Annotated in this window: 19 protein-coding genes; 8 read left to right on the top strand and 11 right to left on the bottom strand. The window is 66.9% G+C overall.

Annotated elements, in window-relative coordinates; all coding sequences use genetic code 11:
- Positions 1-207: 207 nt before the first annotated feature.
- On the top strand, positions 208-1,620 hold the full coding sequence (locus tag Q0Q36_RS22495) for an FAD-binding oxidoreductase (RefSeq protein ID WP_293801638.1): 1,413 nt from the start codon (positions 208-210) through the stop codon (positions 1,618-1,620).
- A gap of 79 nt (positions 1,621-1,699) precedes the next feature.
- On the opposite strand, the gene Q0Q36_RS22490 is transcribed toward Q0Q36_RS22495, so the two are convergent.
- The gene (locus Q0Q36_RS22490; RefSeq protein ID WP_293801636.1) at positions 1,700-3,295 is read right to left on the bottom strand and encodes a gamma-glutamyltransferase family protein; all 1,596 of its coding nucleotides are present in this window, start codon (positions 3,293-3,295) and stop codon (positions 1,700-1,702) included.
- A 53-nt stretch (positions 3,296-3,348) separates the two neighbouring features.
- Entirely contained in the window at positions 3,349-4,116 is a 768-nt protein-coding gene (locus Q0Q36_RS22485) for an SOS response-associated peptidase (protein WP_293801634.1), read from the bottom strand.
- 87 nt (positions 4,117-4,203) lie between these two features.
- Here Q0Q36_RS22485 and Q0Q36_RS22480 point away from each other — a divergent pair, with 87 nt between their 5' ends.
- Positions 4,204-4,704 carry a hypothetical protein gene (locus tag Q0Q36_RS22480; protein WP_293801632.1) on the top strand — a complete coding sequence of 167 codons (501 nt, stop codon included), beginning with the start codon at positions 4,204-4,206 and terminating at the stop codon, positions 4,702-4,704.
- Positions 4,705-4,718: 14 nt separating this feature from the next.
- On the opposite strand, the gene Q0Q36_RS22475 is transcribed toward Q0Q36_RS22480, so the two are convergent.
- Positions 4,719-5,441 carry a TlyA family RNA methyltransferase gene (locus Q0Q36_RS22475; RefSeq protein WP_293801630.1) on the bottom strand — a complete coding sequence of 241 codons (723 nt, stop codon included), beginning with the start codon at positions 5,439-5,441 and terminating at the stop codon, positions 4,719-4,721.
- A 10-nt stretch (positions 5,442-5,451) separates the two neighbouring features.
- The gene (gene dxs / locus Q0Q36_RS22470) at positions 5,452-7,362 is read right to left on the bottom strand and encodes a 1-deoxy-D-xylulose-5-phosphate synthase (protein ID WP_293801628.1); all 1,911 of its coding nucleotides are present in this window, start codon (positions 7,360-7,362) and stop codon (positions 5,452-5,454) included.
- 180 nt (positions 7,363-7,542) lie between these two features.
- Between dxs and Q0Q36_RS22465 the strand changes: the two genes are divergently transcribed.
- Positions 7,543-8,772 (top strand): MFS transporter, encoded by a 1,230-nt coding sequence (locus Q0Q36_RS22465; RefSeq protein ID WP_293801626.1) that lies wholly within the window; start codon positions 7,543-7,545, stop codon positions 8,770-8,772.
- 10 nt (positions 8,773-8,782) lie between these two features.
- Here Q0Q36_RS22465 and Q0Q36_RS22460 read toward each other — a convergent pair whose 3' ends face one another.
- The 4 genes from Q0Q36_RS22460 to Q0Q36_RS22445 all read right to left on the bottom strand — a co-directional run bounded on the left by Q0Q36_RS22460 (position 8,783) and on the right by Q0Q36_RS22445 (position 11,544).
- Positions 8,783-9,703: a pirin family protein gene (locus tag Q0Q36_RS22460; RefSeq protein WP_293801624.1), complete on the bottom strand. Its 921-nt coding sequence runs from the start codon at positions 9,701-9,703 to the stop codon at positions 8,783-8,785.
- Positions 9,704-9,867: 164 nt separating this feature from the next.
- Complete coding sequence (locus Q0Q36_RS22455) at positions 9,868-10,125, bottom strand: exodeoxyribonuclease VII small subunit (RefSeq protein ID WP_293801622.1); 258 nt, start codon at positions 10,123-10,125, stop codon at positions 9,868-9,870.
- 76 nt (positions 10,126-10,201) lie between these two features.
- Complete coding sequence (locus Q0Q36_RS22450) at positions 10,202-10,672, bottom strand: Lrp/AsnC family transcriptional regulator (RefSeq protein WP_265058406.1); 471 nt, start codon at positions 10,670-10,672, stop codon at positions 10,202-10,204.
- Between the two features lie 359 nt (positions 10,673-11,031).
- Positions 11,032-11,544 carry a tyrosine phosphatase family protein gene (locus Q0Q36_RS22445; protein ID WP_293801620.1) on the bottom strand — a complete coding sequence of 171 codons (513 nt, stop codon included), beginning with the start codon at positions 11,542-11,544 and terminating at the stop codon, positions 11,032-11,034.
- Between the two features lie 33 nt (positions 11,545-11,577).
- Here Q0Q36_RS22445 and Q0Q36_RS22440 point away from each other — a divergent pair, with 33 nt between their 5' ends.
- Complete coding sequence (locus tag Q0Q36_RS22440) at positions 11,578-12,210, top strand: thioesterase family protein (RefSeq protein WP_367187194.1); 633 nt, start codon at positions 11,578-11,580, stop codon at positions 12,208-12,210.
- A 4-nt stretch (positions 12,211-12,214) separates the two neighbouring features.
- Here the strand turns inward: Q0Q36_RS22440 and Q0Q36_RS22435 are convergent, their stop codons facing one another.
- Positions 12,215-15,787 (bottom strand): NahK/ErcS family hybrid sensor histidine kinase/response regulator, encoded by a 3,573-nt coding sequence (locus tag Q0Q36_RS22435; protein WP_293801618.1) that lies wholly within the window; start codon positions 15,785-15,787, stop codon positions 12,215-12,217.
- A 272-nt stretch (positions 15,788-16,059) separates the two neighbouring features.
- Here Q0Q36_RS22435 and mscL point away from each other — a divergent pair, with 272 nt between their 5' ends.
- The 3 genes from mscL to Q0Q36_RS22420 all read left to right on the top strand — a co-directional run bounded on the left by mscL (position 16,060) and on the right by Q0Q36_RS22420 (position 18,977).
- Positions 16,060-16,479: a large conductance mechanosensitive channel protein MscL gene (mscL, locus tag Q0Q36_RS22430; RefSeq protein ID WP_293801616.1), complete on the top strand. Its 420-nt coding sequence runs from the start codon at positions 16,060-16,062 to the stop codon at positions 16,477-16,479.
- A gap of 123 nt (positions 16,480-16,602) precedes the next feature.
- The gene (locus Q0Q36_RS22425; protein WP_293801614.1) at positions 16,603-17,796 is read left to right on the top strand and encodes a pyridoxal phosphate-dependent aminotransferase; all 1,194 of its coding nucleotides are present in this window, start codon (positions 16,603-16,605) and stop codon (positions 17,794-17,796) included.
- Positions 17,797-17,915: 119 nt separating this feature from the next.
- Positions 17,916-18,977: an AbrB family transcriptional regulator gene (locus tag Q0Q36_RS22420; RefSeq protein WP_293801612.1), complete on the top strand. Its 1,062-nt coding sequence runs from the start codon at positions 17,916-17,918 to the stop codon at positions 18,975-18,977.
- Positions 18,978-19,026: 49 nt separating this feature from the next.
- Here Q0Q36_RS22420 and Q0Q36_RS22415 read toward each other — a convergent pair whose 3' ends face one another.
- Entirely contained in the window at positions 19,027-19,962 is a 936-nt protein-coding gene (locus Q0Q36_RS22415; protein WP_293801610.1) for an SMP-30/gluconolactonase/LRE family protein, read from the bottom strand.
- 295 nt (positions 19,963-20,257) lie between these two features.
- Here Q0Q36_RS22415 and Q0Q36_RS22410 point away from each other — a divergent pair, with 295 nt between their 5' ends.
- On the top strand, positions 20,258-20,524 hold the full coding sequence (locus Q0Q36_RS22410) for a hypothetical protein (protein ID WP_293801608.1): 267 nt from the start codon (positions 20,258-20,260) through the stop codon (positions 20,522-20,524).
- A gap of 106 nt (positions 20,525-20,630) precedes the next feature.
- Here Q0Q36_RS22410 and Q0Q36_RS22405 read toward each other — a convergent pair.
- The coding region (locus tag Q0Q36_RS22405) for a substrate binding domain-containing protein (RefSeq protein ID WP_293801607.1) at positions 20,631-21,250 on the bottom strand (620 nt) is incomplete at its 5' end.

The following is a 21,250-nucleotide window of genomic DNA, read 5'->3' as shown; positions in this document are numbered from 1 at the left end:
ATGCGCTGGAGGCCGTGACGCCGGTCGACCAGTTCCGCTATTCCGCTCATGTCGAGCTCGTCGGCGTGTTCCGGCGGGGCAGGAAGGGTTGAAGCATTTTCGAGCGAAGTGGATACCGGTTCGCGTGAAGAAAATGCGGCAGGGCAAATTTGAGAGAGGTTTTGCGGTTTGCAGAACCGTAGAATTTCTCGAAGGCGGGGCTTCAGGATGAGCGCAATTCTCGATCGCATGGCCGGCATCGTCGGCGCGAAGAACATCATCACCGATGCCGACGCGATGGTGCCCTATCTCAAGGAATGGCGCGATCTCTTCCGCGGCAAGGCGCAGGGTATCGTCCGCCCCGGCTCGACCGCCGAGGTCGCCGAGCTGGTCAAGCTCGCGGCCGAGACCGGTACGGTGCTGGTGCCGCAGGGCGGCAATACCGGGCTCGTCGGCGGCCAAATCCCGATCTCCGAAGGCAAGGAGGTCATCCTCTCGCTGCAGCGCCTCGACAAGATCCGCGCCGTCGATACCGATGGCGACACTATGATCGTCGAGGCCGGTGTTACCCTGAAGCGCGCGCAGGACGCGGCGGAGGCCGCCGGCCGGCTCTTCCCGCTTTCGCTGGCGTCCGAAGGCTCCTGCACCATCGGCGGCAATCTCTCGACCAATGCCGGCGGCACCGCGGTGCTGGCCTATGGCAATGCCAGGGAACTCTGCATGGGGCTGGAGGTCGTGCTGCCTGATGGGCGCATCTGGAACGGCCTGCGCCAGCTCCGCAAGGACAATACCGGCTACGACCTGAAGAACCTCTTCATCGGCGCCGAAGGCACGCTCGGCATCATTACCGCCGCCGTGCTGAAGCTCTTCCCCGCGCCGGCGGCGCGCGCGACCGCCTTCCTCGCCGTGCCCGATCCGGCTGCTGCGCTCGAACTGCTGAACGCCGCCAAGGCCGGTGCCGGCGGCACGCTCACCACCTTCGAACTGATGCCGCGCATAGGTATGGATTTCGTCCTGCGTCACGCTTCCGGCACGCGCGACCCGCTCTCCGAGCCGTCGCCCTGGTATGTGCTGATGGAGGTCTCGGCCCAGCAGGCCACGGGGCTCGACGAGCATGTCGAGACCTTCCTCGGCGAAGCCTTGGAGAAGGGCACCGTCACTGATGCGGCGCTGGCCGGCTCGCTGACCCAGCGCGCCGATTTCTGGAAGCTGCGCGAGATGCTCTCGGAGGTGCAGACCTATGAGGGCGGCTCGATCAAGCACGACGTCTCCGTGCCGATCCATGCGACGCCCGAGTTTCTTGCTCGCGCCATCGCGGCGGTGGAGGCGATGGTGCCGGGCTGCAGGCCCGTGCCCTTCGGCCATCTCGGCGACGGCAACATTCATTTCAACGTCAGCCAGCCGGTCGGCGCCGACAAGGCCGGTTTCCTCGCGCGCTGGAGCGAGATGAACGAGGCGGTCCACGCCATCGTCGCGGAACTCCACGGCTCGATCTCGGCCGAGCACGGCATCGGCCGCCTGAAGCGCGACCTGCTGCCGGGCGTGAAGGACCCGGTCGAACTCGACCTGATGCGGACGATCAAGCAGACGCTCGATCCGAAGGGCATCCTGAACCCCGGCGCGGTTCTGGCGGCCAAGTAAGCTCGGACAGCTCGACGAGCCCTCTCCCGGAGGGAGAGGGCCAAGTCACGGATAAGCCTTTAACTCGGGGCGCGAGGCCTCAAGGCGTCGCGACATACCCGTCACGACGCGGGTCGGCCGCGCCGGTAAACACGCCGGTCGCCGGGTCGACCGCCACCGCCTGCATGCCGCCGCAGCGCATTGTCCAGCCGACATCGAAGGCGCGCGCCTCGTGCCCGCGCTTGACCAGTTCTGCGATCGTCTCGGGCGTGATGCGGTTTTCGATCTCGACGAGGCGCCCGTCCCAGAGGCGCGCGCGCGGCGCCTCGATAGCCTCCTGCAAGGGAAGGCCGTAGACGAGATGCTGGACCATGGCCTGCGCCTGCGTCTGCATGATGCCGTAGCTGCCGGGCGTGCCGAGCGCGAGCACCGGCTTGCCGTCGCGGGTCGATAGCGTCGGCGACATGCACATCGGCAATTCGTCGCCGGGTTTGGAGCGGTTCGGGCTGTCGGGTTGGACATCGGCCCAGTACAGGAAGTTGTTGAAGCACAACCCCGTGCCGGGCACGACCACGCCGCTGCCGAAGGGGCTGCCGAGGCTCTGGGTGATGCAGATCAGGTTGCCATCGCTGTCGGCCACAGAGAGCGAGGTCGTGTGCGCCGGGTCTTCCTTGTCCTGCGGCACCCATTGCTCGGTCGGTCCGGTCACCGGCTTGCCGTCGGTGAGGCGTTGCCGCAGACGCGCGACCGAAGCCTCCGACATGATCTCGGCGAGCTTCTCCGGCGAGGGATTGTTATGGGCGATGCGCTCACCCGCCGCGAGGCGGATCGCGCGATAGACGAGGTCGAGATGATCCGCCCCATCCCTCGACTTCGACGCAAGGTCGATCCCGTCGAGCAGGCGAAGCGTCAGCAGGAACTGGAAGCCCTCGCAGGGCGGCGGCGGCACATGCACCGAGAGCCCCTTGAAGCTTGCAGCCATCGGCTCGCGCCAGACCGTCTTCACCGCCGCGAGATCGGCCATGGTCAGCGAGCCGTCAAGCGCCTGGAGATGCGCGATGACCTTTTCGCCGAGCGCGCCGCGATAGAAATGGTCCGGCCCCTTCTCGGCGATCTCGCTCAGCGTCTTCGCAAGGTCTGACTGCACGAGCACGGACCCGAGATGCATCGCGCCATGGGGCTGGTAGTTCTTCGACCAGGCCGGATAGAGCGCCGGGATCTTCTCCAGCAGCGGGTCGTTCTCCTCGAACTCCGCCGCGCCGAATTCGGCCAGCGCGAAACCGTCCCGCGCCAGTGCGATCGCCGGCGCGAAGACCTCGGCCAGCGACTTCCGGCCATAGGTCTTCACCAGTTCGCACCAGCCGGCGAGATTGCCAGGCGAGGCGACGGCGAGTGCGCCGCGCTCAAGATCGGTGCGCTTGCTGAACCGGTCGGCTGGGAAGCTCGCCGGGATCGGCGGCACGAAATCGAGCACGCGCACCCGCTTCTCGGCCGCGACCCACATCGTCGAGAGGCCCATGCCGGCAAGCCCGGACATGAAAGGCTCGACCACGTTCAGAGCCGCGGCGGTGGCGGCCGCTGCGTCGAAGGCGTTGCCGCCCTGCGCCAGCAATTTTGCGCCGGCCTGTGCCGCCAAAGGATGGGCCGCGGCGACCACGCCGTGGCGAGAGGTCATCGTGGGGCGGCGGCCATGCATCTTCAGTCTCCTCCTCGTCGTCGTCTGACGGCGATCAGAGCACGAATCCGGCGCTAGAACAGGCTGCCTTGCCCGTCATCCGCGGGAGGCCGGGTCGCTTTGCGCGCATGGCGCTTCGGTTCCTCGGGCGCTTCCTGATCCGGAAGCTCTGCCAGCGGCAATTGGACTTCGGCCGAATCATTCGCGACCTTGTTGACGGCATTGCCGATGGCGACGGCCTCCAGCAGATCGTCCGATGGCGGCTTCAGCAGGCGCCCGGTCTGCTCCGGCGTGGCCTGCGGGTCGAGCCAGGCGTCATGATCGCGCGGATCGAGGATGATCGGGCTGCGGTGATGGATCGGGGCCATCGTGCCGTTCGCTGGTCCCGTCATCATCGCGACCGTGTCGATCTCGGAGCCATCCGGCGAATGCCAGGTCTCCCAGAGCGCGGCGAAGGCGAAGAAGCCGCGATCCGGCTTGCGGAACAGGAACGCCTCATTCTGAGCGTTTTTGCCAGCGCCGCTGCGCCGCCACTCGTAGAAGCCATCGGCCGGCAGCAGGCAGCGCCGTCGCGTCAGCGCATTGCGGAAGGAGGGCTTCTCGGCGGCGCTCTCCATGCGGATATTGATGACGAGCGGGAAATCCCTGGGGTCCTTGACCCAACCGGGAATGAAGCCCCAGCGCATCAGCATGAACTGCCGCACCCCGTCATGGAGCCTGACGATCGGCACCGGCTGCGTCGGCGCGATATTATAGCGCGGCGGGAAGTTCGGCTGCTCGCGATAGCCGAAGGTCTCGCGCATCGCCTCGGGGGGCAGGGTGATCGCATAACGTCCGCACATGCCCGCTGTTTACGTCGACACGAGCGTTCGGAATCAACACTTTATTTGCGGTTGCGCCAACATAGTCGCGCCGGTTTGGGGTAGCGGATGAGCGTCATCGCGACGGACATGCTGGCTGGAACGGCGGCCGAACGGCTCGATGCCGGTGTCCGCCCGCGTCTGTCGACCGATTTCCTCAACCGCTACAGCGAAGCCCTGATGCTGATCGAGATGGTCGCGATGGACGAGACCATCCTTTCCGATCTCCAGACCTGGCAAGCTGTCAGCTATCGCGAGCATTTCGCCGCCTCGGCCCTGCGCTGCGCCGCCTCGGCCCTCGCGGCTTACGACGACCTGAACCCGAACCGGGCCAGGGCCTTCGACGAGGCCTGCCACGCGATGACGCGGCTGGTGCGAACGGTGACCGCGCTTCTCGCGGAAACGCCGCCTGCGCCGGAGCTGCCGCTGGTCATCGAGATTGCCGGTGAAGCCCTGCGCCGGCAGATCGCCCGCGCGACGCAGTTCATCAACGCGAACGGGACGATCGATATCACGGCGTTCGAGGATACCGCCCTTCAGGCGCAGATCGATGCGCTGCTGGCGCGCTGACGAAACACGCCGTCTTAGCGCCGCGCTCCGACCAGAAATTCCCGGTTGCCGTCGCCGCCCTCGATCGGGGAGGGGATCGGTCCATCCACGGCAAAGCCGAGCGCCTTCAGCGTCGCGACGATCTCGTCGCAGACCTGAAGCTGGATCGCCTCGTCCCGGACGATGCCTTTCTTGAGCGCGGCGCGCCCGGCCTCGAATTGCGGCTTGATCAGTGCGGCGATGCCGGCCCGTGGCGCGAGCAGAGCTGCGACCGCAGGCAGCACCAGCCTCAGCGAGATGAAGCTGACGTCGATCGCGGCAAGGCTCGGTCGCTCGGGTAGCGCCTCGGCATCCAGCGTGCGGATATCCTGTCCTTCGAAGCTGGTGACGCGTGGATCCGCCCGCAGCGAGTGATGCAACTGGTCGCGCCCGACATCGACGGCGACGACATGGCGCGCCCCGCGTTGCAGCAGGAGGTCGGTGAAGCCGCCGGTGGACGAGCCGACATCGATGCAGGTGAGCCCTTGCGGATCGAAGCCGAAGGCATCGAGCGCGCCGGCCAGCTTTAGCCCGCCGCGCGAGACGTAAGGATGCGGCGCCTGCGCGGTCAGTTCCGCATCATCGGCCACCATCTCGGAGGCCTTGCGCACCGGCGCGCCGTTGACGGTGACGAGCCCTGCCGCGATTGCCGCCTGTGCCCGCGCACGGCTCTCGAAGAAGCCGCGCTCGACAAGCAACTGGTCGGCCCGGCTCTTCATGCCCGGGCCGTCAGGCCAGCTTCACGGCGCTAGGCCGGCCCAGCGCGTTCTCGACTGTCTTGACGATGCCGGAAGCGTCGAGCCCGGCGGCGGCATACATCGCATCCGGCTTGTCATGGTCCTGGAAGACGTCGGGCAGCGTCAGGCTCCTGACCTTCAGGCCGGCATCGAGCGCGCCGTTCTGCGCCAGCAGATGCAGGACATGGCTGCCGAATCCGCCGACCGAGCCTTCCTCGACCGTGACGAGAACCTCGTGCTCGCGGGCGAGCTTCAAGATCAGGGCCTTGTCGAGCGGCTTGGCGAAGCGGGCATCGGCGACCGTCGTCGACAGGCCGCGCTGCGCCAATAGCTCCGCGGCCTTGAGGCATTCGCCCAGCCGCGTGCCCAGCGAGAGCAGCGCGATCCGCGTGCCCTCGCGGACGACGCGACCTTTGCCGATCTCCAGGGGGACGCCAACATCCGGAATCTCGACGCCGACGCCTTCGCCGCGCGGATAGCGGAAGGCGATCGGTCCCTCGTCATAGGCCGCAGCGGTCGCGACCATATGGGTCAGCTCGGCCTCGTCGGCCGCCGCCATCACCACCATGTCGGGCAGGCAGGCGAGATAGGCGATGTCGAAGGAGCCGGCATGGGTCGCGCCGTCGGCGCCGACGAGCCCGGCCCGGTCGAGCGCGAAGCGCACCGGCAGCTTCTGGATCGCCACGTCATGCACGATCTGGTCGTAGGCGCGCTGCATGAAGGTCGAGTAGATCGCGACGAAGGGCTTGTAGCCCTCGGTGGCGAGGCCGGCCGCGAAGGTCACCGCATGCTGCTCGGCGATGCCGACATCGAAGGTGCGGCCCGGGAATTCCTTGCCGAAGGCGTCGAGCCCGGTGCCGGACGGCATCGCGGCGGTGACGGCGACGACTTTGTCGTCCTCCCGCGCCTGCTTGATCAGCGCGTTGGCGAAGACATTGGTGTAGCTTGGCGCATTGGCCGGCGCCTTGGCCTGCAGGCCGGTGACGGGGTCGAACTTGACGACGGCATGGTACTTGTCGGCCGTCGCCTCGGCCGGGGCGTAGCCCTTGCCCTTCTGCGTCACGACATGGACGAGAATCGGCCCGTTGCCGGCGTCGCGGACATTGCGCAGCACCGGCAGCAGATGGTCGAGATTATGCCCGTCGATCGGCCCGACATAGTAGAAGCCGAGCTCCTCGAACATCGTTCCGCCGGTCCAGAAGCCGCGGGCATATTCCTCGGTGCGCCGCGCCTTGTCGTGGAAGAAGCGCGGCAGCTTCTCGGCCAGCTGCTTGGCGACCTCGCGCAGCGAGCGGTAGGTCCGGCCCGAGACGAGGCGCGCGAGATAGGCCGACATCGCGCCGACAGGCGGAGCGATCGACATGTCGTTGTCGTTGAGGATGACGATCAGCCGCGAATCGAGCGCGCCTGCGTTGTTCATCGCCTCATAGGCCATGCCGGCCGACATCGCGCCGTCGCCGATCACGGCGATGACGTTGTTCTTGCGTTCGGCGAGGTCGCGCCCGACAGCCATGCCGAGCCCGGCCGAGATCGAGGTCGAGGAATGCGCCGCGCCGAACGGGTCGTAGTCGCTTTCCGAGCGCTTGGTGAAGCCGGAGAGCCCGCCGCCCTGGCGCAAGCTGCGGATGCGGTCGCGCCGCCCGGTCAGGATCTTGTGCGGATAGGCCTGGTGGCCGACATCCCAGATCAGCCGGTCGCGCGGCGTGTCGAAGACATGGTGGAGCGCGACGGTGAGCTCGACCACGCCGAGCCCGGCGCCGAGATGCCCGCCGGTGACGGAGACGGCGTCGATCGTCTCGAGCCGGAGCTCGTCGGCGAGTTGGCGCAGCTTGGCGTCGTCGAGGGCCCGCAGGTCGGCGGGATCGTGGATCGTATCGAGGAGCGGCGTGGCGGGACGGGGCACGAGGCTGTCTGATCCTTCGCTGGGATGCCCTCGAAATAGAGCCTGCGCGGCGCGCTTGCAAACCGCGCTTGTTTTCCGGGCGGGATCGTCGGTGCGCGCCCATCTTCCCACGAAACGGGTGGTTCCCGTGCCGGCAAGGGATTTCAGTGCGTCCACGACCGTTTCCAGGGACGCTACGTCATGCAATCGACAGATATCGCACCATTGCCCACGGCATTTCGCCGCATCGGCTGGTCCAATCTCTTCGCGCAGTTCTCGGAGCAGATCGCGCTCGCCGCCGCGCCCTTGGCCGCGGTGCTGTTGCTTGCGGCCGGGCCGGCCGAGACCGGCTGGCTGCAGACGGCGCAGACCTTGCCCTTCCTGCTGCTGTCGATTCCCGCCGGCCTGATGGTCGATCGCGCCTCGCGGCGCCGGCTCATGGTCAGCACGGAGGCGCTGCGCGCGGTTGCCCTGCTGGCGATCCCGCTTTTGCTTGCCGCAGAGAGCCTCAACCTGACCTGGCTCGCGCTGCTTGGCGCGCTCGGAGCCATCGGCACGGTCTGCTACAGCGTCGCGGCGCCGGCCTTCGTTCCCTCCGTGGTGCCGCGCGAGCGGCTGGCAGACGCCAATCGTTGGCTGGAGCTGGCGCGCAGCGCCGCCTATGCCGGCGGGCCGGCGCTGGGCGGGGCGCTCGTCGGCTGGATCGGCGTCTCGACGGCCTATGGGCTGGCGGCCGGGCTCTCGATCCTCGCCATGCTCCTGCTCACCGGCCTGCCGAAGGACGAGGCGCCGTCTGGCCCGCGGCGCGATCTGCTGGATGATCTCAAGGAAGGCGCCCGCTTCGTCGCCGGCCATGATCTGCTCAGGCCGATCCTGATGACGGCGGTGTTCTTCAATGTCTCCTGGTTCGTCTTCCAGGCGGTCTATGTCGCCTATGCCGTCCAGAACCTGGGCCTGAGCGCGACGCAGGTCGGCTTTACGCTCGGCATCTACGGCGCCGGCATGATCGTCGGTGCGGTGCTGGCGCCGGCCATCGCGAAGCAGGTCACCTTCGGGACACTGATCCTGCTCGGGCCCTTCGCCGGGCTTTGCGCGGCCGGCGTGATGTTCGCCACGCTCTGGATGCCCTCGGTCTATCTGGTCGCCGCGAGCTTCTTCCTGTTCGGCGTCGGGCCGATCATCTGGACGATCTCGACCATGACATTGCGTCAGGCGGTGACGCCGAATGCGATGCTCGGCCGGGTCTCCGCCCTGATCATGACGGCGACCTTCGGCGCCCGGCCGATCGGTGCCGCGATCGGTGCGTCCGTGGCGGCGCATCTGGGCATCGCCGCCTGCCTCGCGCTGGCGACCGCGGGCTTCCTGATCCAGCTACTCCTGATCGGCTTCTCGCGGGTGCCACGGCTGCGGGACATTTCAGAAGCCGTATGAAGCCGTCGTCTCAGCCCTCCGGGAGCGGGATGAACTCGCTCTCGTCGCCGGGCACGGTGTCGAAGCGGCCGGTCTTCCACTCGTGCTTGGCCTGTTCGATGCGCTCCTTCGAGGACGAGACGAAGTTCCACCAGATGTTGCGCGGGCCGTCCATCGGCTCGCCGCCGACGATCATCACACGGCTCTGGTCAATGGCGAGGATCGAGATGCGGTCGCCCGGCTTGAATACGAGAAGCTGGCCGGCGCCGAACTCGTCGCCGGCGATGTCGACCTTGCCGGAGACGATATAGATCGCTCGCTCGTCATAATCGGGATCGAGCGGCAGGATCGAGCCGGGCGAGAGCACGGCCTCGGCATAGAGCGCGTCCCACGGGAATTGGACCGGCGAGGTCTGGCCATAGGCCGAGCCCATGATCAGGCTGATGCGCTTCCCGCCTTCGACGATGCGCGGCAGTTCGCCAGCGCCGTGATGCTTGAACTCCGGCGCGATCTCTTCATGCGTCTTCGGCAAGGCGAGCCAGGCCTGGATGCCGTAGAGCTTCGGGCCGGTGGCGCGAGCTTCCATGCCGGTGCGCTCGGAATGGACGATGCCGCGCCCGGCCGTCATCAGGTTGACCGCGCCCGGCTTGATCGCCAGCGCCGTACCGAGCGAGTCGCGATGCATGATCTCGCCGTCAAAGAGATACGTGACGGTCGAGAGCCCGATATGCGGATGCGGGCGGACGTCGAGTCCTTCGCCGAGATGGAACTCGGCCGGGCCCATCTGGTCGAAGAAGATGAAGGGGCCGACCATGCGCTGGCCGATGGCCGGCAGCGCCCGGCGGACCTGAAAGCCGCCGAGATCATGGGAGCGGGGCACGATCACCTTCTCGATCGCCTCGCAGGAGCGGGCATCGCCCAGGATCGGATCGTCGGCGGGGAGTTGCGACATGAGGGCCTCCTTGGTTGGGGCCGAATCTGGCCCCGTGGAGGCGAGCAGGCAAGCGCCGGATCGCAGCCGGCCGCTGGCAGAAATGCAATGCCGCGGAGCTGAGGGCGCCGCGGCATTGCGTGATGATCTTGCTAGAGTGCCGCGGAAAGCGCCGCCGGGGTGGCTCAGTTCTCGACGTCGAGCGGGGTCGCGCCTGTCGGCTTGCCGTCGGCACCGAGCGTGATGCGCTCGATCCGCGCTTCCGCCTGCTTCAGCAGCGCGTCGCAGCGCGCCTTCAGTGCTTCGCCGCGGGTATAGATCGCGATCGATTCCTCGAGCGGCACGTCGCCACGCTCCAGCCGCGCGACGATGGCTTCGAGTTCCTTCATCGCCGCCTCGAAGGGCAGGGCAGCGACATCAGCGTTGGTCTTCTCTTCGCTCACGGCCTGATTCCTCTTTGCGGGTGAGCTTATCGGCCGGAGCGCGCCCGGCCGCAACCCGTCTCGGGGCGCTCCTGACTCAGACCGGCAGGGCCGAAGTCTTCTTGATCGTGCGCAAGGTCAGCGTCGATTGCACGCGGGTGACGCCGGGCAATTGCGTGATGATATCGGTGTGGATGCGCTCGAAATCGGCGCTGTCGCGGTAGATCACCCGCATCAGGTAGTCATGCGCGCCGGCCAGCAGATGGCATTCGAGAATCTCTGGCAGGCTCTGCACCGCCTGCTCGAAGCTCTCCAGCGAGGCGCGGCCCTGCTGGTCGAGCGTGACGAAGACGAAGGCCGTGCCGGGAAAGCCCGCGATCTTATCGTCGAGCATCATCGCATAGCCGCGGATCAGGCCGCTTTCCTCGAGCTGTCGCACGCGGCGCAGGCAGGCCGAGGGCGACAGATGCACCTTCTCGGCCAGGTCCGAATTGGTGATGCGCCCGTCCTGCTGGAGAATCCGCAGGATGGAGCGGTCGCGCGAATCGAGCTCGATCGTCGTGGTCACGGTGCAGAGCCTCTAACAAAATCCGGAGGGGTCTCGACGCCGGCAATTCGCCCGCTCCTGGCGGAGCGGTCGAATTGCCGGTGCCGGAGGTGGGCTTTGGAGGGCCGCCTGCGGCGTCGGAGCGACTTGCCGATATCGAAAGATATCGGCTGCGCGCTCCGCCTGGCATGCGGCTCCTCCAAAGCCCATCGAGATCCCTCCGGATTCTGTTAGAGGCTCTTCGGCCTCCCGCGCGATGCATTGTCGCAAATTTGTTCGGATGCAAGCAATCTTCTGCAGCGAACCGATGCAGGCGCCGTAGCATTCACAGCATGACTGGCGAAAGCGCGCAGGAAGCTGCGCGCTCCAGAAGCCGTGTTTCAGGCTAGAGGCATCGCGAAGGGCGTGCCCTCGAAGGCGTCCGCTCCACGCCCGATTCGCTCTATGGCGCGGACCATCCGGCCGCGCCGCCCGAGCGCCGCATCGGCCAGCGCGACGAGCCGGGCATTCGGCGTGGCGGAGGGCGCGACGCTGCGCAGCACATCCGCCACCTCATCCTCGTCATGCTCGGGTCCAAGGGTGCACGCCGCGATATAGGCTGCCGCCGTCGAGCGGCTGATCCCGGCCCAGCAATGGATCACCATCGGCTCCGTGCGATCCCAGTCGCGCAGGAAGGCGAGCAGCCGCGCCATATGCTCCTGGCCCGCCAGGACATGGCCGTCCAGCGCCTGATTGATGTCTGACATGCCCAAGAAGAGATGCCGCTCGGGCGTGATTCCGGCTGGCCGCGGAACGCTCGTGCCGACATTGATCAGCGTCACGAGAGATCGGGCGCGGACGGCCGCGACGGTCTCGTCGAGCCGCGACAGCGGGGAAACGTGAAGGGTGGGCAAGGGCCGGCTCCGTGGCGATGGGCAGACGATAGCATGATCGACAGTGCCGGCATCTCCATGACATGGAAGCGCGATCTCGATAGATCCAGCGCCGAAAAGCTCTCCATGAATCTCTGGTTCCGCCTGATCTGGCTCCTGGTGACGACGCGCTTCCGCCCGCGGCTCGACCTGCCGGGCGAGGCGTCCGTCCTGCCCTTCCGGGTCTGGTTCCACGATCTCGACACCAGCCTGCACATGAATAACGGCCGCTACTGGACGCTGATGGATCTCGGCCGGCTCGACCTGATGCTGCGCAGCGGTTTGTGGCGGGCGGTGCTGCGTCATCGCTGGCTGCCGGTGGTCAATGCCGGCACGATCCGTTTTCGCCGCGAGATGCGCCTGTTCCGCCCGTTCCGGGTCGAGACGCAGATCGTCTGCTGGAGGGAGAACTGGCTGGTGATGCAGCATCGCATGCTGATGCAAGGCCGCGACGGCACCGAGATCGTCGCGGCGGTCGCGCTGGTCCGGGCTGCGCTCTACGATAAGAAGGCGCGCGCCTATGTCCCGGTCGCCCGGCTGCTTGGCGAGATCGGCGTCACGGCGGAGAGCCCGCAGCCGAGCCCTGAAGTCGCGGCCTTCCTCGCTTCCGAAGACGCCATGCGCACCGCAGCCCCGGCGACCGGCTGAGCGGCTACTCCGCGGCCAGTCGCGTCGCGCGCCACTGCGCCAGGAGCGCCCGCAAGGCGGCCGGCTTCAGCGGCTTGTTGAGCAGGTGGACGTCGAGCGCGATCGCCGCCTCGCGCACATGCGGCGTACGGTCGGCGGTGAGCAGGATGGCCGGCATCGGTGTACGGGCCCGCGCCCGGAGAGCGCTGATCGCGGTCAGGCCGTTGCCATGGTCGAGATGGTAGTCGGCGATCAGCACATCGGCCTCGCCCTTGCTGCCGACATGCGGCAGCGCCTCTTCGAGGCTGGCGGCGATCGTGACCCGGCAGCCCCAGCCCTCGAGCAGGCGCTTCATGCCGTCGAGGATAGCGGGCTCGTTGTCGACGACGAGGAGCCGCATGCCGGCGAGCTGCCCGGCAAGCGCGTTGCGCGGCGCGGTCGCCGTCGTCATGGCCGGTAGCGGCGCAGCGCGTGGAACCATGACCGAGAAGCGGGTGCCGCGTCCCGGCACCGAATCGAGCGTCAGGCCGTGGTCGAGCGCCCGCGCGATGCGCTGCACGATCGAGAGCCCGAGCCCCAAGCCCCGCGCCACCTTCGCGCCCTGGTCGAGCCGCTGGAACTCGCGGAACACGGTCTTCTGCTTGCTCTGGGGGATGCCGAGCCCGGTATCGATCACCTCGACCGCGACCTGATTGCCCCGGCGCCGGCAGCCGATCAGCACTTTGCCGTTCGGCGTGTACTTGATCGCGTTGGAGATCAGGTTCTGCAGCAGCCGGCGCAACAGGCGGCGGTCCGAGCGCAGCGTCAGGCTGGTCGGCATGAACACCAGCTTCAGGCCTTTCTCCTGCGCGCTCGGCTCGAATTCGCGCTGGAGCTGGCGCATCAGTTCGTCCAGCCGGAACGAGGAGAGTTCCGGCTTGAGCGCTCCGCCATCGAGCCGCGAGATTTCCAGGAGCGCGGTCAGGATCTCCTCGACTGCGTCGAGCGAGGCGTCGATATTCTCGGCGAGTTCGGGCTGTCCGCCGCTGCGGTCGCGCTCGACCAGCGAGGTCGCGTAGAGCCGCGCGGCGTTGAGCGGTTGCAGAATGTCGTGGCTGGCGGCGGCGAGGAAGCGCGTCTTGGAGGCGTTCGCGGCTTCGGCTTCCGCCTTGGCGCGCTGCAGCTCGGCGTTGACGTGCAGCAATTCCTCGGTGCGCTCGGCGACGCGGCGTTCGAGGCCCTCATTGGCGCGTTCGAGTTCCTCCTCGCCGGCGACGGTCTCGGTGATGTCGGTATAGGTCGTGACGAAGCCGCCATCGGGCAGGGCGTTGGTGCGGACCTCGATGACCTTCTTCGACGGGTAGAGCTTGAGGCGGACCGGCTCGCGATCGTTGATGAAGCTTTCCAGCCGCGCAGCCATCAGTTCGTCGCGTGCGCCGCTGCCATAGGCGCCGCGCGCCGCGTTGAAACGCACGATCTCGTCGAGCCCCGTGCCGAAGCGCACCAGCGAGGCCGGCAGGTCGTAGAGCTGGATGAAGGCCTGGTTCCAGGCGAGCAGGCGCAGGTCCCGGTCGAGCACGGTGATGCCCTGGCCGGCATGGTCGAGCCCGTGCTGGAGGATGTCGCGGTTGTACTGGAGTGCAGCCGAGGCATCGTCGAGCAGCTTGAAGGCGGCCTCGGTCGAGAGGTTGCGCCGTTTCAGCAGTAGTGACAGCACGAGGCGCGAGGAGGCGGCCCCGATCGCGGAGGAGAGCAGGTGCTCGCCGAAGCGCAGCAGATGGATATCGGCCTGGCGCCCGCTTTCGGAGGCCTCGCCGCGGCTGAGATTGAAGCCCTCGAAGGCGCGCTGCGTGCGCTCCGCCCCGAGATAGCGCGCGATCGTCGATTGCAATTCGCCTTCGGTGATCGTGGTGCGCCAGAGCGAGAAGGACTGCGCCATCGTTGCAGGCTGCGATTCGACGAAGGCATTGGCCTGCAGCCGTTCCATCGCATTGGCCGGCCGCAGCAGCGAGAAACCGATATAGGCAGCGATATTGAGCCCGAGGCTCCAGAACACGCCATGCGGCAGCGCCGGCCATTCGAGGCCGAGCAGGGCCTCCGGCTTGAGCATCTCCGCGCCGAACGGGCCGTCGCTGACGACGCTGCTCCACCAGCCGCCGGGCAGCGCCAGGCTCGGCATGAGCAATGTGTAGGCCCAGACCAGCGTGCCGATCGTCAGCCCCGCCGCGGCGCCCAGCGACGTGCCGCGCCGCCAGACCAGGCCACCGAAGAAGGCCGGTGCGATCTGGGCCGTCGCGGCGAAGGAGAGCAGGCCGATCGAGACCAGTGCCGCTTCCCCGGAGGCGCGGTAATAGAGATAGCCGAGCAGGATCACGAGGAAGATGCTCAAGCGCCGGATGATCACGACCTGTGAGCCGAGATCGCCGCCGAGATTGCCGTCGCCCTCACTACGCGCGCCGAGCCGCCTGAAAGCGCTGCCAGGGTCGCTGAGACTTCGGCGGCCGCGCAGCAGGAGCGGCATGACGAGATGGTTCGAGATCATGATCGCGAGCGCGACCGAGGCGACGATCACCATCGCGGTGGCGGCCGAGAGGCCGCCGACGAAAACGACGAGCGCAATGATTCCGGCCTCGCTCTGCAGAGGCAGCAGCAGCACGGTCATGTCGCGATCGACGCCGCTGCCGGGGATCAGGATCTCGCCGGCTGCCGCCAGCGGCAGCACGAACAGGTTGATCAGCACGAGATAGAGCGGGAACATCCAGGCCGCGCGGCGCACGTCCCGCACGTCGCGGTTCTCGACGATCGTCATATGGAACTGCCGCGCCAGCAGCAGGGCCGCGCAGCTCGACAGCAGAGTCAGCGTCAGGAAATTCGGCCAGCTCGAGGTTCGATCCCAGATCGGCAGGGAGCCGTCGGCCGGTTTCGCGGCATGAGCGAGCAGATCGCCCGGGCCGCCGAACAGCCCGTAGACGATGAAGAAGCCGAGTACGAGGAAGGCGACGAGCTTGATCAGGGATTCGACGGCGATCGCCAGGACGAGTCCGTCCTGGTGCTCGGTCGCGTCGATATGACGGGTGCCGAAGGCGCAGGCGAAGCCGGCGAGCACGACGGCGACGAGGAAGGGCAGGTCGCTGAGCACCGGCACGTCCGAGGGCGGCGCATGGCCGCCGGCCGCGGCCAGGAAGACCGAAAGCGAGTTGGCGACGGCTTTCAATTGCAGCGAGATATAGGGCAGCGCCCCGATCACCGCGACGATGCAGACCAGCGCTGCCACGCGCTCGCTCTTGCCGTAGCGCGCGCCGACGAAATCGGCGATCGAGGTGATGTTTTGAGATTTCGCGATGCCGACGATGCGCGCGACGAAGCGGTGGCCCAGCCCGATCACGAGGATCGGCCCGACATAGATGCCAAGGAAGTCGAAGCCGGCGCGGTTGGCGAAGCCGACCGAGCCGTAGAAGGTCCAGGAGGTGCAGTAGACTCCCAGCGCCAGCGCATAGACCGTGGTCCGCGCCCGGCCGGTCATCAGCTTGCGGCCGGAGGTGTCGGCGACATGGGCGACGGCGAAGAGCCCGCAGAGATAGGCGAGCGCGACCAGCACGACGGACCAGGCGGGAATCATGCCGCCCTCGGGAATATCATATGCTGGTGAGGCCGGGTTGCAGGCGCCATCGAATTCCGTTTCCGGGGTTTCCGATAGCGTATCGGACGGGCAGCCTGCTCGCCATAGGCCATTGGGCAAGTCTTCGGACCGGATTCATCCCCAACTCTTTGCATCCGGAGCCGTATTCGGCCGGCTTTGCCACGTTTTCGGGCTTTCCCTGCTTCGAGCGGCTGGTCTAGCGTCCGATAGAGGCTGTTGGGACAGTTCCGTCGATTCTCGAGGGGTGCGCCATGTTGGAAGAATTCAAGAAGTTTGCCCTGAAGGGCAATGTCGTCGACCTCGCCATCGGTGTCATCATCGGTGCGGCCTTCAGCAAGATCGTCGACTCGCTCGTGGGCGACATCATCATGCCCTTCATCGGCGCGCTCGGCGGCGTCGACTTCTCGAACTATTTCATCGGCCTCAACAAGGCCGTCACCTCGCCGATCCTCTCGGAAGCCAAGAAACAGGGTGCGGTCCTCGCCTATGGCAACTTCGTCACGGTGGGCATCAACTTCCTGATCATCGCCTTCGTCCTCTTCATGGTCGTCAAGGGCATCAACAAGCTGCAGAAGAAGGAGCCGCCGAAGCCTGAGGCTCCTGCGGCCAAGCCCGAGGATGTCGTCCTGCTCGGCGAGATCCGCGACCTGCTCAAGCAGAAGCAGGCCTGATCCGGTCCCGTTCGCGGCCGTGATTCATCACGGCCGCCGATCGACCCGATCTCGCGATTTCATGCCTCGCCCTGCCGCGATCGGCTAAAGGTGAGGCATTGTAGTTTCGCGAGGCCGACCCCGATGAACACCGCCATCCTGCCGGGCAGCACCCTGATCGCCGAGCTTCGCCCGGAAGCCCGGAATGCGCCGGAAAGCGGCATCGTCGAGGTCGTGAATCACGGCCGGCTCAAGCCCGGCCTGATCCCGCTCTGGGTCGGGGAGGGCGACCTCTCGACTCCCGCCTTCATCGCCGATGCGGCGGCGCGCTCGCTCGCGGCGGGCGAGACCTTCTACACCTGGCAGCGCGGCATTCCGGAACTGCGTGAGGCGCTCGCCCGCTACCACCAGCGTGTCTACGGCCGCAAATTCTCGCCGGAGAGCTTCTTCGTCACCGGCTCGGGCATGCAGTCGGTCCAAATCGCCGTGCGGATGATCGCCGGCCCCGGCGACGAGATCCTCATCCCGACCCCGGCCTGGCCGAATTTCGGCGCAGCCGTCGGCGTGAGCGGCGCCAGCACCGTCTGCGTGCCCATGGATTACGCGCAGGGTCGCTTCACCCTCGATCTCGACCGGCTTGCCGCGGCGATCACGCCGCGCACCCGCGGTATCCTGGTGAACTCGCCCTCCAACCCCACCGGATGGACCGCGACGAAGGCCGAGCAGGAGGCGCTGCTCGCGCTTTCGCGCAAGCACGGCATCTGGATCGTCGCCGACGAGATCTATGGCCGCTTCATCTATGACGGCTCGGAGCGCGCGCCCTCCTTCCATGACATCATGGAAGCCGAGGATCGCGTCATCTTCGTCCAGACTTTTTCGAAGAACTGGGCGATGACCGGCTGGCGCATCGGCTGGATCGAGGTGCCCGTCGCCTTCGGTCAGATCGTCGAGAATTTGATCCAGTACTCGACCTCCGGCTCGCCGGTCTTCGTCCAGCGCGGCGCCATCGCCGCCCTCGACGAGGGCGAGGGCTTCGTCGCCGAGCAGATCGCGCGCGCCGCCGAAGGCCGCCGGATCATCTTCGAAGGGCTGAAGGCAACGAACCGCGTCACGCTCTCGGCGCCGGTCGGGGCGTTCTACCAGTTCTTCTCGGTCGATGGCCGCGAGGATTCGCGCAAGCTCGCGCTCGATCTCGTCGACAGCGCCAATGTCGGCCTCGCGCCCGGCACCGCCTTCGGTCCTGGCGGCGAGACCGGTCTTCGCCTCTGTTTCGCCCGTAAATCGTCGGATCTGGTCGAGGCCGTCGCGCGTCTGCAGAAGGCGCTCGCCGCCATCTGACGCCGACGCGGGCTGCGCAACTCCGCCTTGCATCCAGTAGGGGACCGGCCGGTTGACCCGCCGCCGGGCCATCGCCATGAACGCCCGGCGCCGCCTGTTCCCGGCGCGGCGGGAAGGCGATGAAAGCGTTCGGCTATCCTAAAACCCGGCTGACGATCCTCTGGCGGGAGATTCTGGTCATCGCGCTGGCGGCGGTCGGGGGCGGCGCTTTCGCGTTGCTGGGCATGCCCGCGGCCTGGCTCTCCGGCTCGATGCTGCTGAGCACGGTCGTCGCGCTGATCCGCCCGCTGCCGACGCTGCGCCGGCCCTGGTTCGATTCCACCATGGTCCTGTCCGGGACGATCCTCGGCTCAGCCGCGACGCCTGAGGCGTTGGCGGCGGCGGCCCGCTATCCCGCCTCTCTCGTCATCCTATTGGTCGGCGTCTCCGCGATCATGCTCGCGACCGGTGCCTATCTGCGCCATGTCGCGCGCTGGCCCTGGATCGACGCGCTCCTTGCCGCAGCGCCCGGTGCCTTGTCGACCGTGCTTGCGGTGGCGCAGGCGAAGGGCGCCAATATCGGGCGGATTTCAGTCATCCAGCTGTTTCGGCTGCTCGTGCTCGTGGCGCTCCTGCCCAGCGTGATGCAGTTAAGTGGCGCCTCCGCGGGCATGCCGGCCCCCGTCGCGCAGTCGGTCGGGGCGGATACGATGTTCGGCCTGACGATGGCTGGGCTCACGCTCGGGCTCATCTTCGAGCGGATCGGCCTCTCCGCGCCACTGATGTTCGGCGCCACCTTTGCCAGTGCGGCGCTCCATGGCAGCGGTCTCGTCGAGGGCGCGCTGCCCATGCCGATCCAGATCGCCGTCCAGATCCTGCTGGGCACCACCATGGGCGGGCGCATCGCCCATATCCCGCGCAACGAGCTGAAGGGGCTGTTCCCCTTGGCGATCGGCGGCTTCGCCGTCTCGATCGTCGTGGCCTTCGTCTTCGCCTGGCCGGCGGCCTGGCTTGCCGATGTCTCCTATGCCAGCGGCATGGCGGCCTTCGCGCCGGGTGGGCTGGAGGCGATGGCGATGCTCGCCTTCGCCATGGGGCTCGACACGCTTTATGTCGGTGCGCACCATCTCGTGCGCTTCGTGGTGATCGGGCTCGCGATGCCGCTCGTCCTGGCTCGCGTGAAAAACGCGCCGCCGCGCTGAGAGGCGTCGAACGTCGCTTAGCCGTCAGACGGGCGTCGAGCGCGAGGGGTCATAGCGGTCGCACCGCTCCGTTCGTGTGCGTCATCACGGAATAGAGCGAGGTCGTGCCGCAGATGAACAGGCGGTTGAGCTTCGGCCCGCCCCAGCAGACATTCGCGACGATCTCCGGGATCGCGAGCTTGCCGATCAAGGTGCCGTCCGGATGGTAGATATGGACGCCGTCGGCGGCGCTGGTCCAGATTCGGCCCTCGACATCGAGGCGGAAGCCGTCGAACAGCCCGTTCGTGCAGGTCGCGAACACCTTTGACTCGCCGAGAGCGATGCCGTCGCGCCCCATCCTGAAGCTGCGGATATGCCGCGGCCCGTTCTCTGGATCATGGCTCGCGCCGGTATCGGCGATGTAGAGGATGCTCTCGTCCGGCGAGAAGGCGAGGCCGTTGGGCTTGACGAAATCATCGGCGACGATGGCGATCTCGCCGCTCTCGCCGTCGATCCGGTAGACATGGCAGGCGCCGATCTCGCTCGGAGACTTGTCGCCTTCGTAGTCGCTGAGAATCCCGTAATCGGGATCGGTGAACCAGATCGAGCCGTCCGACTTCACCACCGCGTCATTGGGCGAATTCAGGCGCTTGCCGCCGAAATGGCTGGCGAGCACCGTGACCGAGCCGTCATGCTCGGTACGCGTCACCTGTCGCCCGCCATGTTCGCAGGTGACGAGCCGGCCCTGCGTGTCGACCGTGTTGCCGTTGGAATTGCGCGCCGGTTGGCGGAACGTGCCGACCTGGCCGGTCAGCGCGTCGTAGCGCAGCATGCGGTCGTTCGGGATATCCGACCAGATCAGCGTGTTATGGGCCGGGAACCAGGCCGGCCCCTCCGACCAGCGCGCGCCGGTCCAGAGCCGCTCGACCCGGGCCGAACCCGGAATGACGCGATGGAACCGCGGATCGAGGACCGTAACCCCCGTGCCTTCGAGCACGCCGAACATCGCCGCTCCCCTTGAAGCCGAACATAGCCGACAATCCTTAGGCGATGCGGATGCAGCCTGCCAAGAAGGAGAGCCGGCCCATTGCCGCATCCGGCGGCTGCGATTGTCTCATGGGCGGTAGATGCGACCACACAAGTCGCAAAGAAAGTAAATGACTATTTCTGATGCATTTCAGAATGACGGCATGACTATTTTTGAAATCGGAAGGATTTGGGTTCAGCGACCGTTGACGAAGATTTGCTCGAAATCGATCGTCGGCTCGCCGTGATGGACGGCCTAAATTTAGGATTTCAACATGAAGCTCAAGGTTCTGGCGGCGTTGCTGGTGGGCAGCGTCTGCGTCGGCGGTGCGGTTTTCGCTCAGACGGCCGACGACAAGAAATGGATCAGCCAATGCCTCAGCGACAACCAGGATGCCAAGGCTTCGGCATCGGTCGTCGCGGCCTATTGCGGCTGCATGAACAACAAGATGAGCAGCGACGAAACCCGCTCGATCACGCAATGGGAAAAGGCCAATCCCAATGCACGCCGTGCCTGCGAGCGCGAGGCAGGCTGGAATTGACGTCGTAGCGATCTGATACCGCGCTATGTCCAGACAGTGCCTGCCGGACATAGCGCGGGGATTGAGGCTCTTCATCCGCGCTCAGCAGGCGCGCGGCGTTATGGCGTTACAGGATGAGCCCCGCATCCCAATAGGGCGTGGCACCATAGAGCTCGCCGAGATAGTCGACGAACGCACGCACCTTTTGCTCCATGTGCCGGCGGCTGGGATAGACCGCATAGACCGCGACGCGCGAGCCGACCGCATAGGCCGGCAGCACTCGCTGCAGCGCCCCCGATTTCAGCTCCGGCCCGACATCCCAGGTCGAGCGCAGGGCGATGCCGACACCGCCGAGCAGCGCCTCGCGCACGACCTCGCTCGAATTGGTCCTCAGCGGGCCGTTGACCCGCACCGAGACCGGCCCTTCCGGCCCGTCCAGGCGCCAGTGATCGGCGTTGTGGGCGATCAGGGTATGGCGCGATAGATCGGCGATGTCGCTCGGCGTGCCGTGTTCCGCCAGATAGCTCGGCGAGGCACAGAGCACCCGGTGATTGCGGGCGAGGCGTTTGGCGACAAGGCTCGAATCCTGCAGGTCGGCGATCCGGATCGCCAGGTCGAAGCCCTCGCCGACGACGTCGACGAAGGCGTCGCTGAGCACGAGTTCCACCGTCACCAGCGGATTAGCGTCGAGGAAGCGCTTGAGATGCGGCGCGACATGCATCCGGCCGAAGGAGGTCGGCGCCGAGA

The organism is uncultured Allobosea sp. (assembly GCF_945957345.1).
Classification (GTDB): Bacteria; Pseudomonadota; Alphaproteobacteria; order Rhizobiales; family Beijerinckiaceae; genus Allobosea.
The sequence above is the reverse complement of the archived record's forward strand: the minus strand, read 5'-3'. Positions and strand labels throughout refer to the sequence as shown.

Excerpts from the sequence above, each read along its gene's own strand:
- Q0Q36_RS22495 (WP_293801638.1), top strand. The coding sequence starts at position 208 with ATGAGCGCAATTCTCGATCGCATGGCCGGCATCGTCGGCGCGAAGAAC.
- Q0Q36_RS22490 (WP_293801636.1), bottom strand. The coding sequence starts at position 3,295 with ATGCATGGCCGCCGCCCCACGATGACCTCTCGCCACGGCGTGGTCGCC.
- Q0Q36_RS22485 (WP_293801634.1), bottom strand. The coding sequence starts at position 4,116 with ATGTGCGGACGTTATGCGATCACCCTGCCCCCCGAGGCGATGCGCGAG.
- Q0Q36_RS22480 (WP_293801632.1), top strand. The coding sequence starts at position 4,204 with ATGAGCGTCATCGCGACGGACATGCTGGCTGGAACGGCGGCCGAACGG.
- Q0Q36_RS22475 (WP_293801630.1), bottom strand. The coding sequence starts at position 5,441 with ATGAAGAGCCGGGCCGACCAGTTGCTTGTCGAGCGCGGCTTCTTCGAG.
- Q0Q36_RS22465 (WP_293801626.1), top strand. The coding sequence starts at position 7,543 with ATGCAATCGACAGATATCGCACCATTGCCCACGGCATTTCGCCGCATC.
- Q0Q36_RS22460 (WP_293801624.1), bottom strand. The coding sequence starts at position 9,703 with ATGTCGCAACTCCCCGCCGACGATCCGATCCTGGGCGATGCCCGCTCC.
- Q0Q36_RS22440 (WP_367187194.1), top strand. The coding sequence starts at position 11,578 with ATGATCGACAGTGCCGGCATCTCCATGACATGGAAGCGCGATCTCGAT.
- Q0Q36_RS22435 (WP_293801618.1), bottom strand. The coding sequence starts at position 15,787 with ATGATTCCCGCCTGGTCCGTCGTGCTGGTCGCGCTCGCCTATCTCTGC.
- mscL (WP_293801616.1), top strand. The coding sequence starts at position 16,060 with ATGTTGGAAGAATTCAAGAAGTTTGCCCTGAAGGGCAATGTCGTCGAC.
- Q0Q36_RS22425 (WP_293801614.1), top strand. The coding sequence starts at position 16,603 with ATGAACACCGCCATCCTGCCGGGCAGCACCCTGATCGCCGAGCTTCGC.
- Q0Q36_RS22420 (WP_293801612.1), top strand. The coding sequence starts at position 17,916 with ATGAAAGCGTTCGGCTATCCTAAAACCCGGCTGACGATCCTCTGGCGG.
- Q0Q36_RS22415 (WP_293801610.1), bottom strand. The coding sequence starts at position 19,962 with ATGTTCGGCGTGCTCGAAGGCACGGGGGTTACGGTCCTCGATCCGCGG.
- Q0Q36_RS22410 (WP_293801608.1), top strand. The coding sequence starts at position 20,258 with ATGAAGCTCAAGGTTCTGGCGGCGTTGCTGGTGGGCAGCGTCTGCGTC.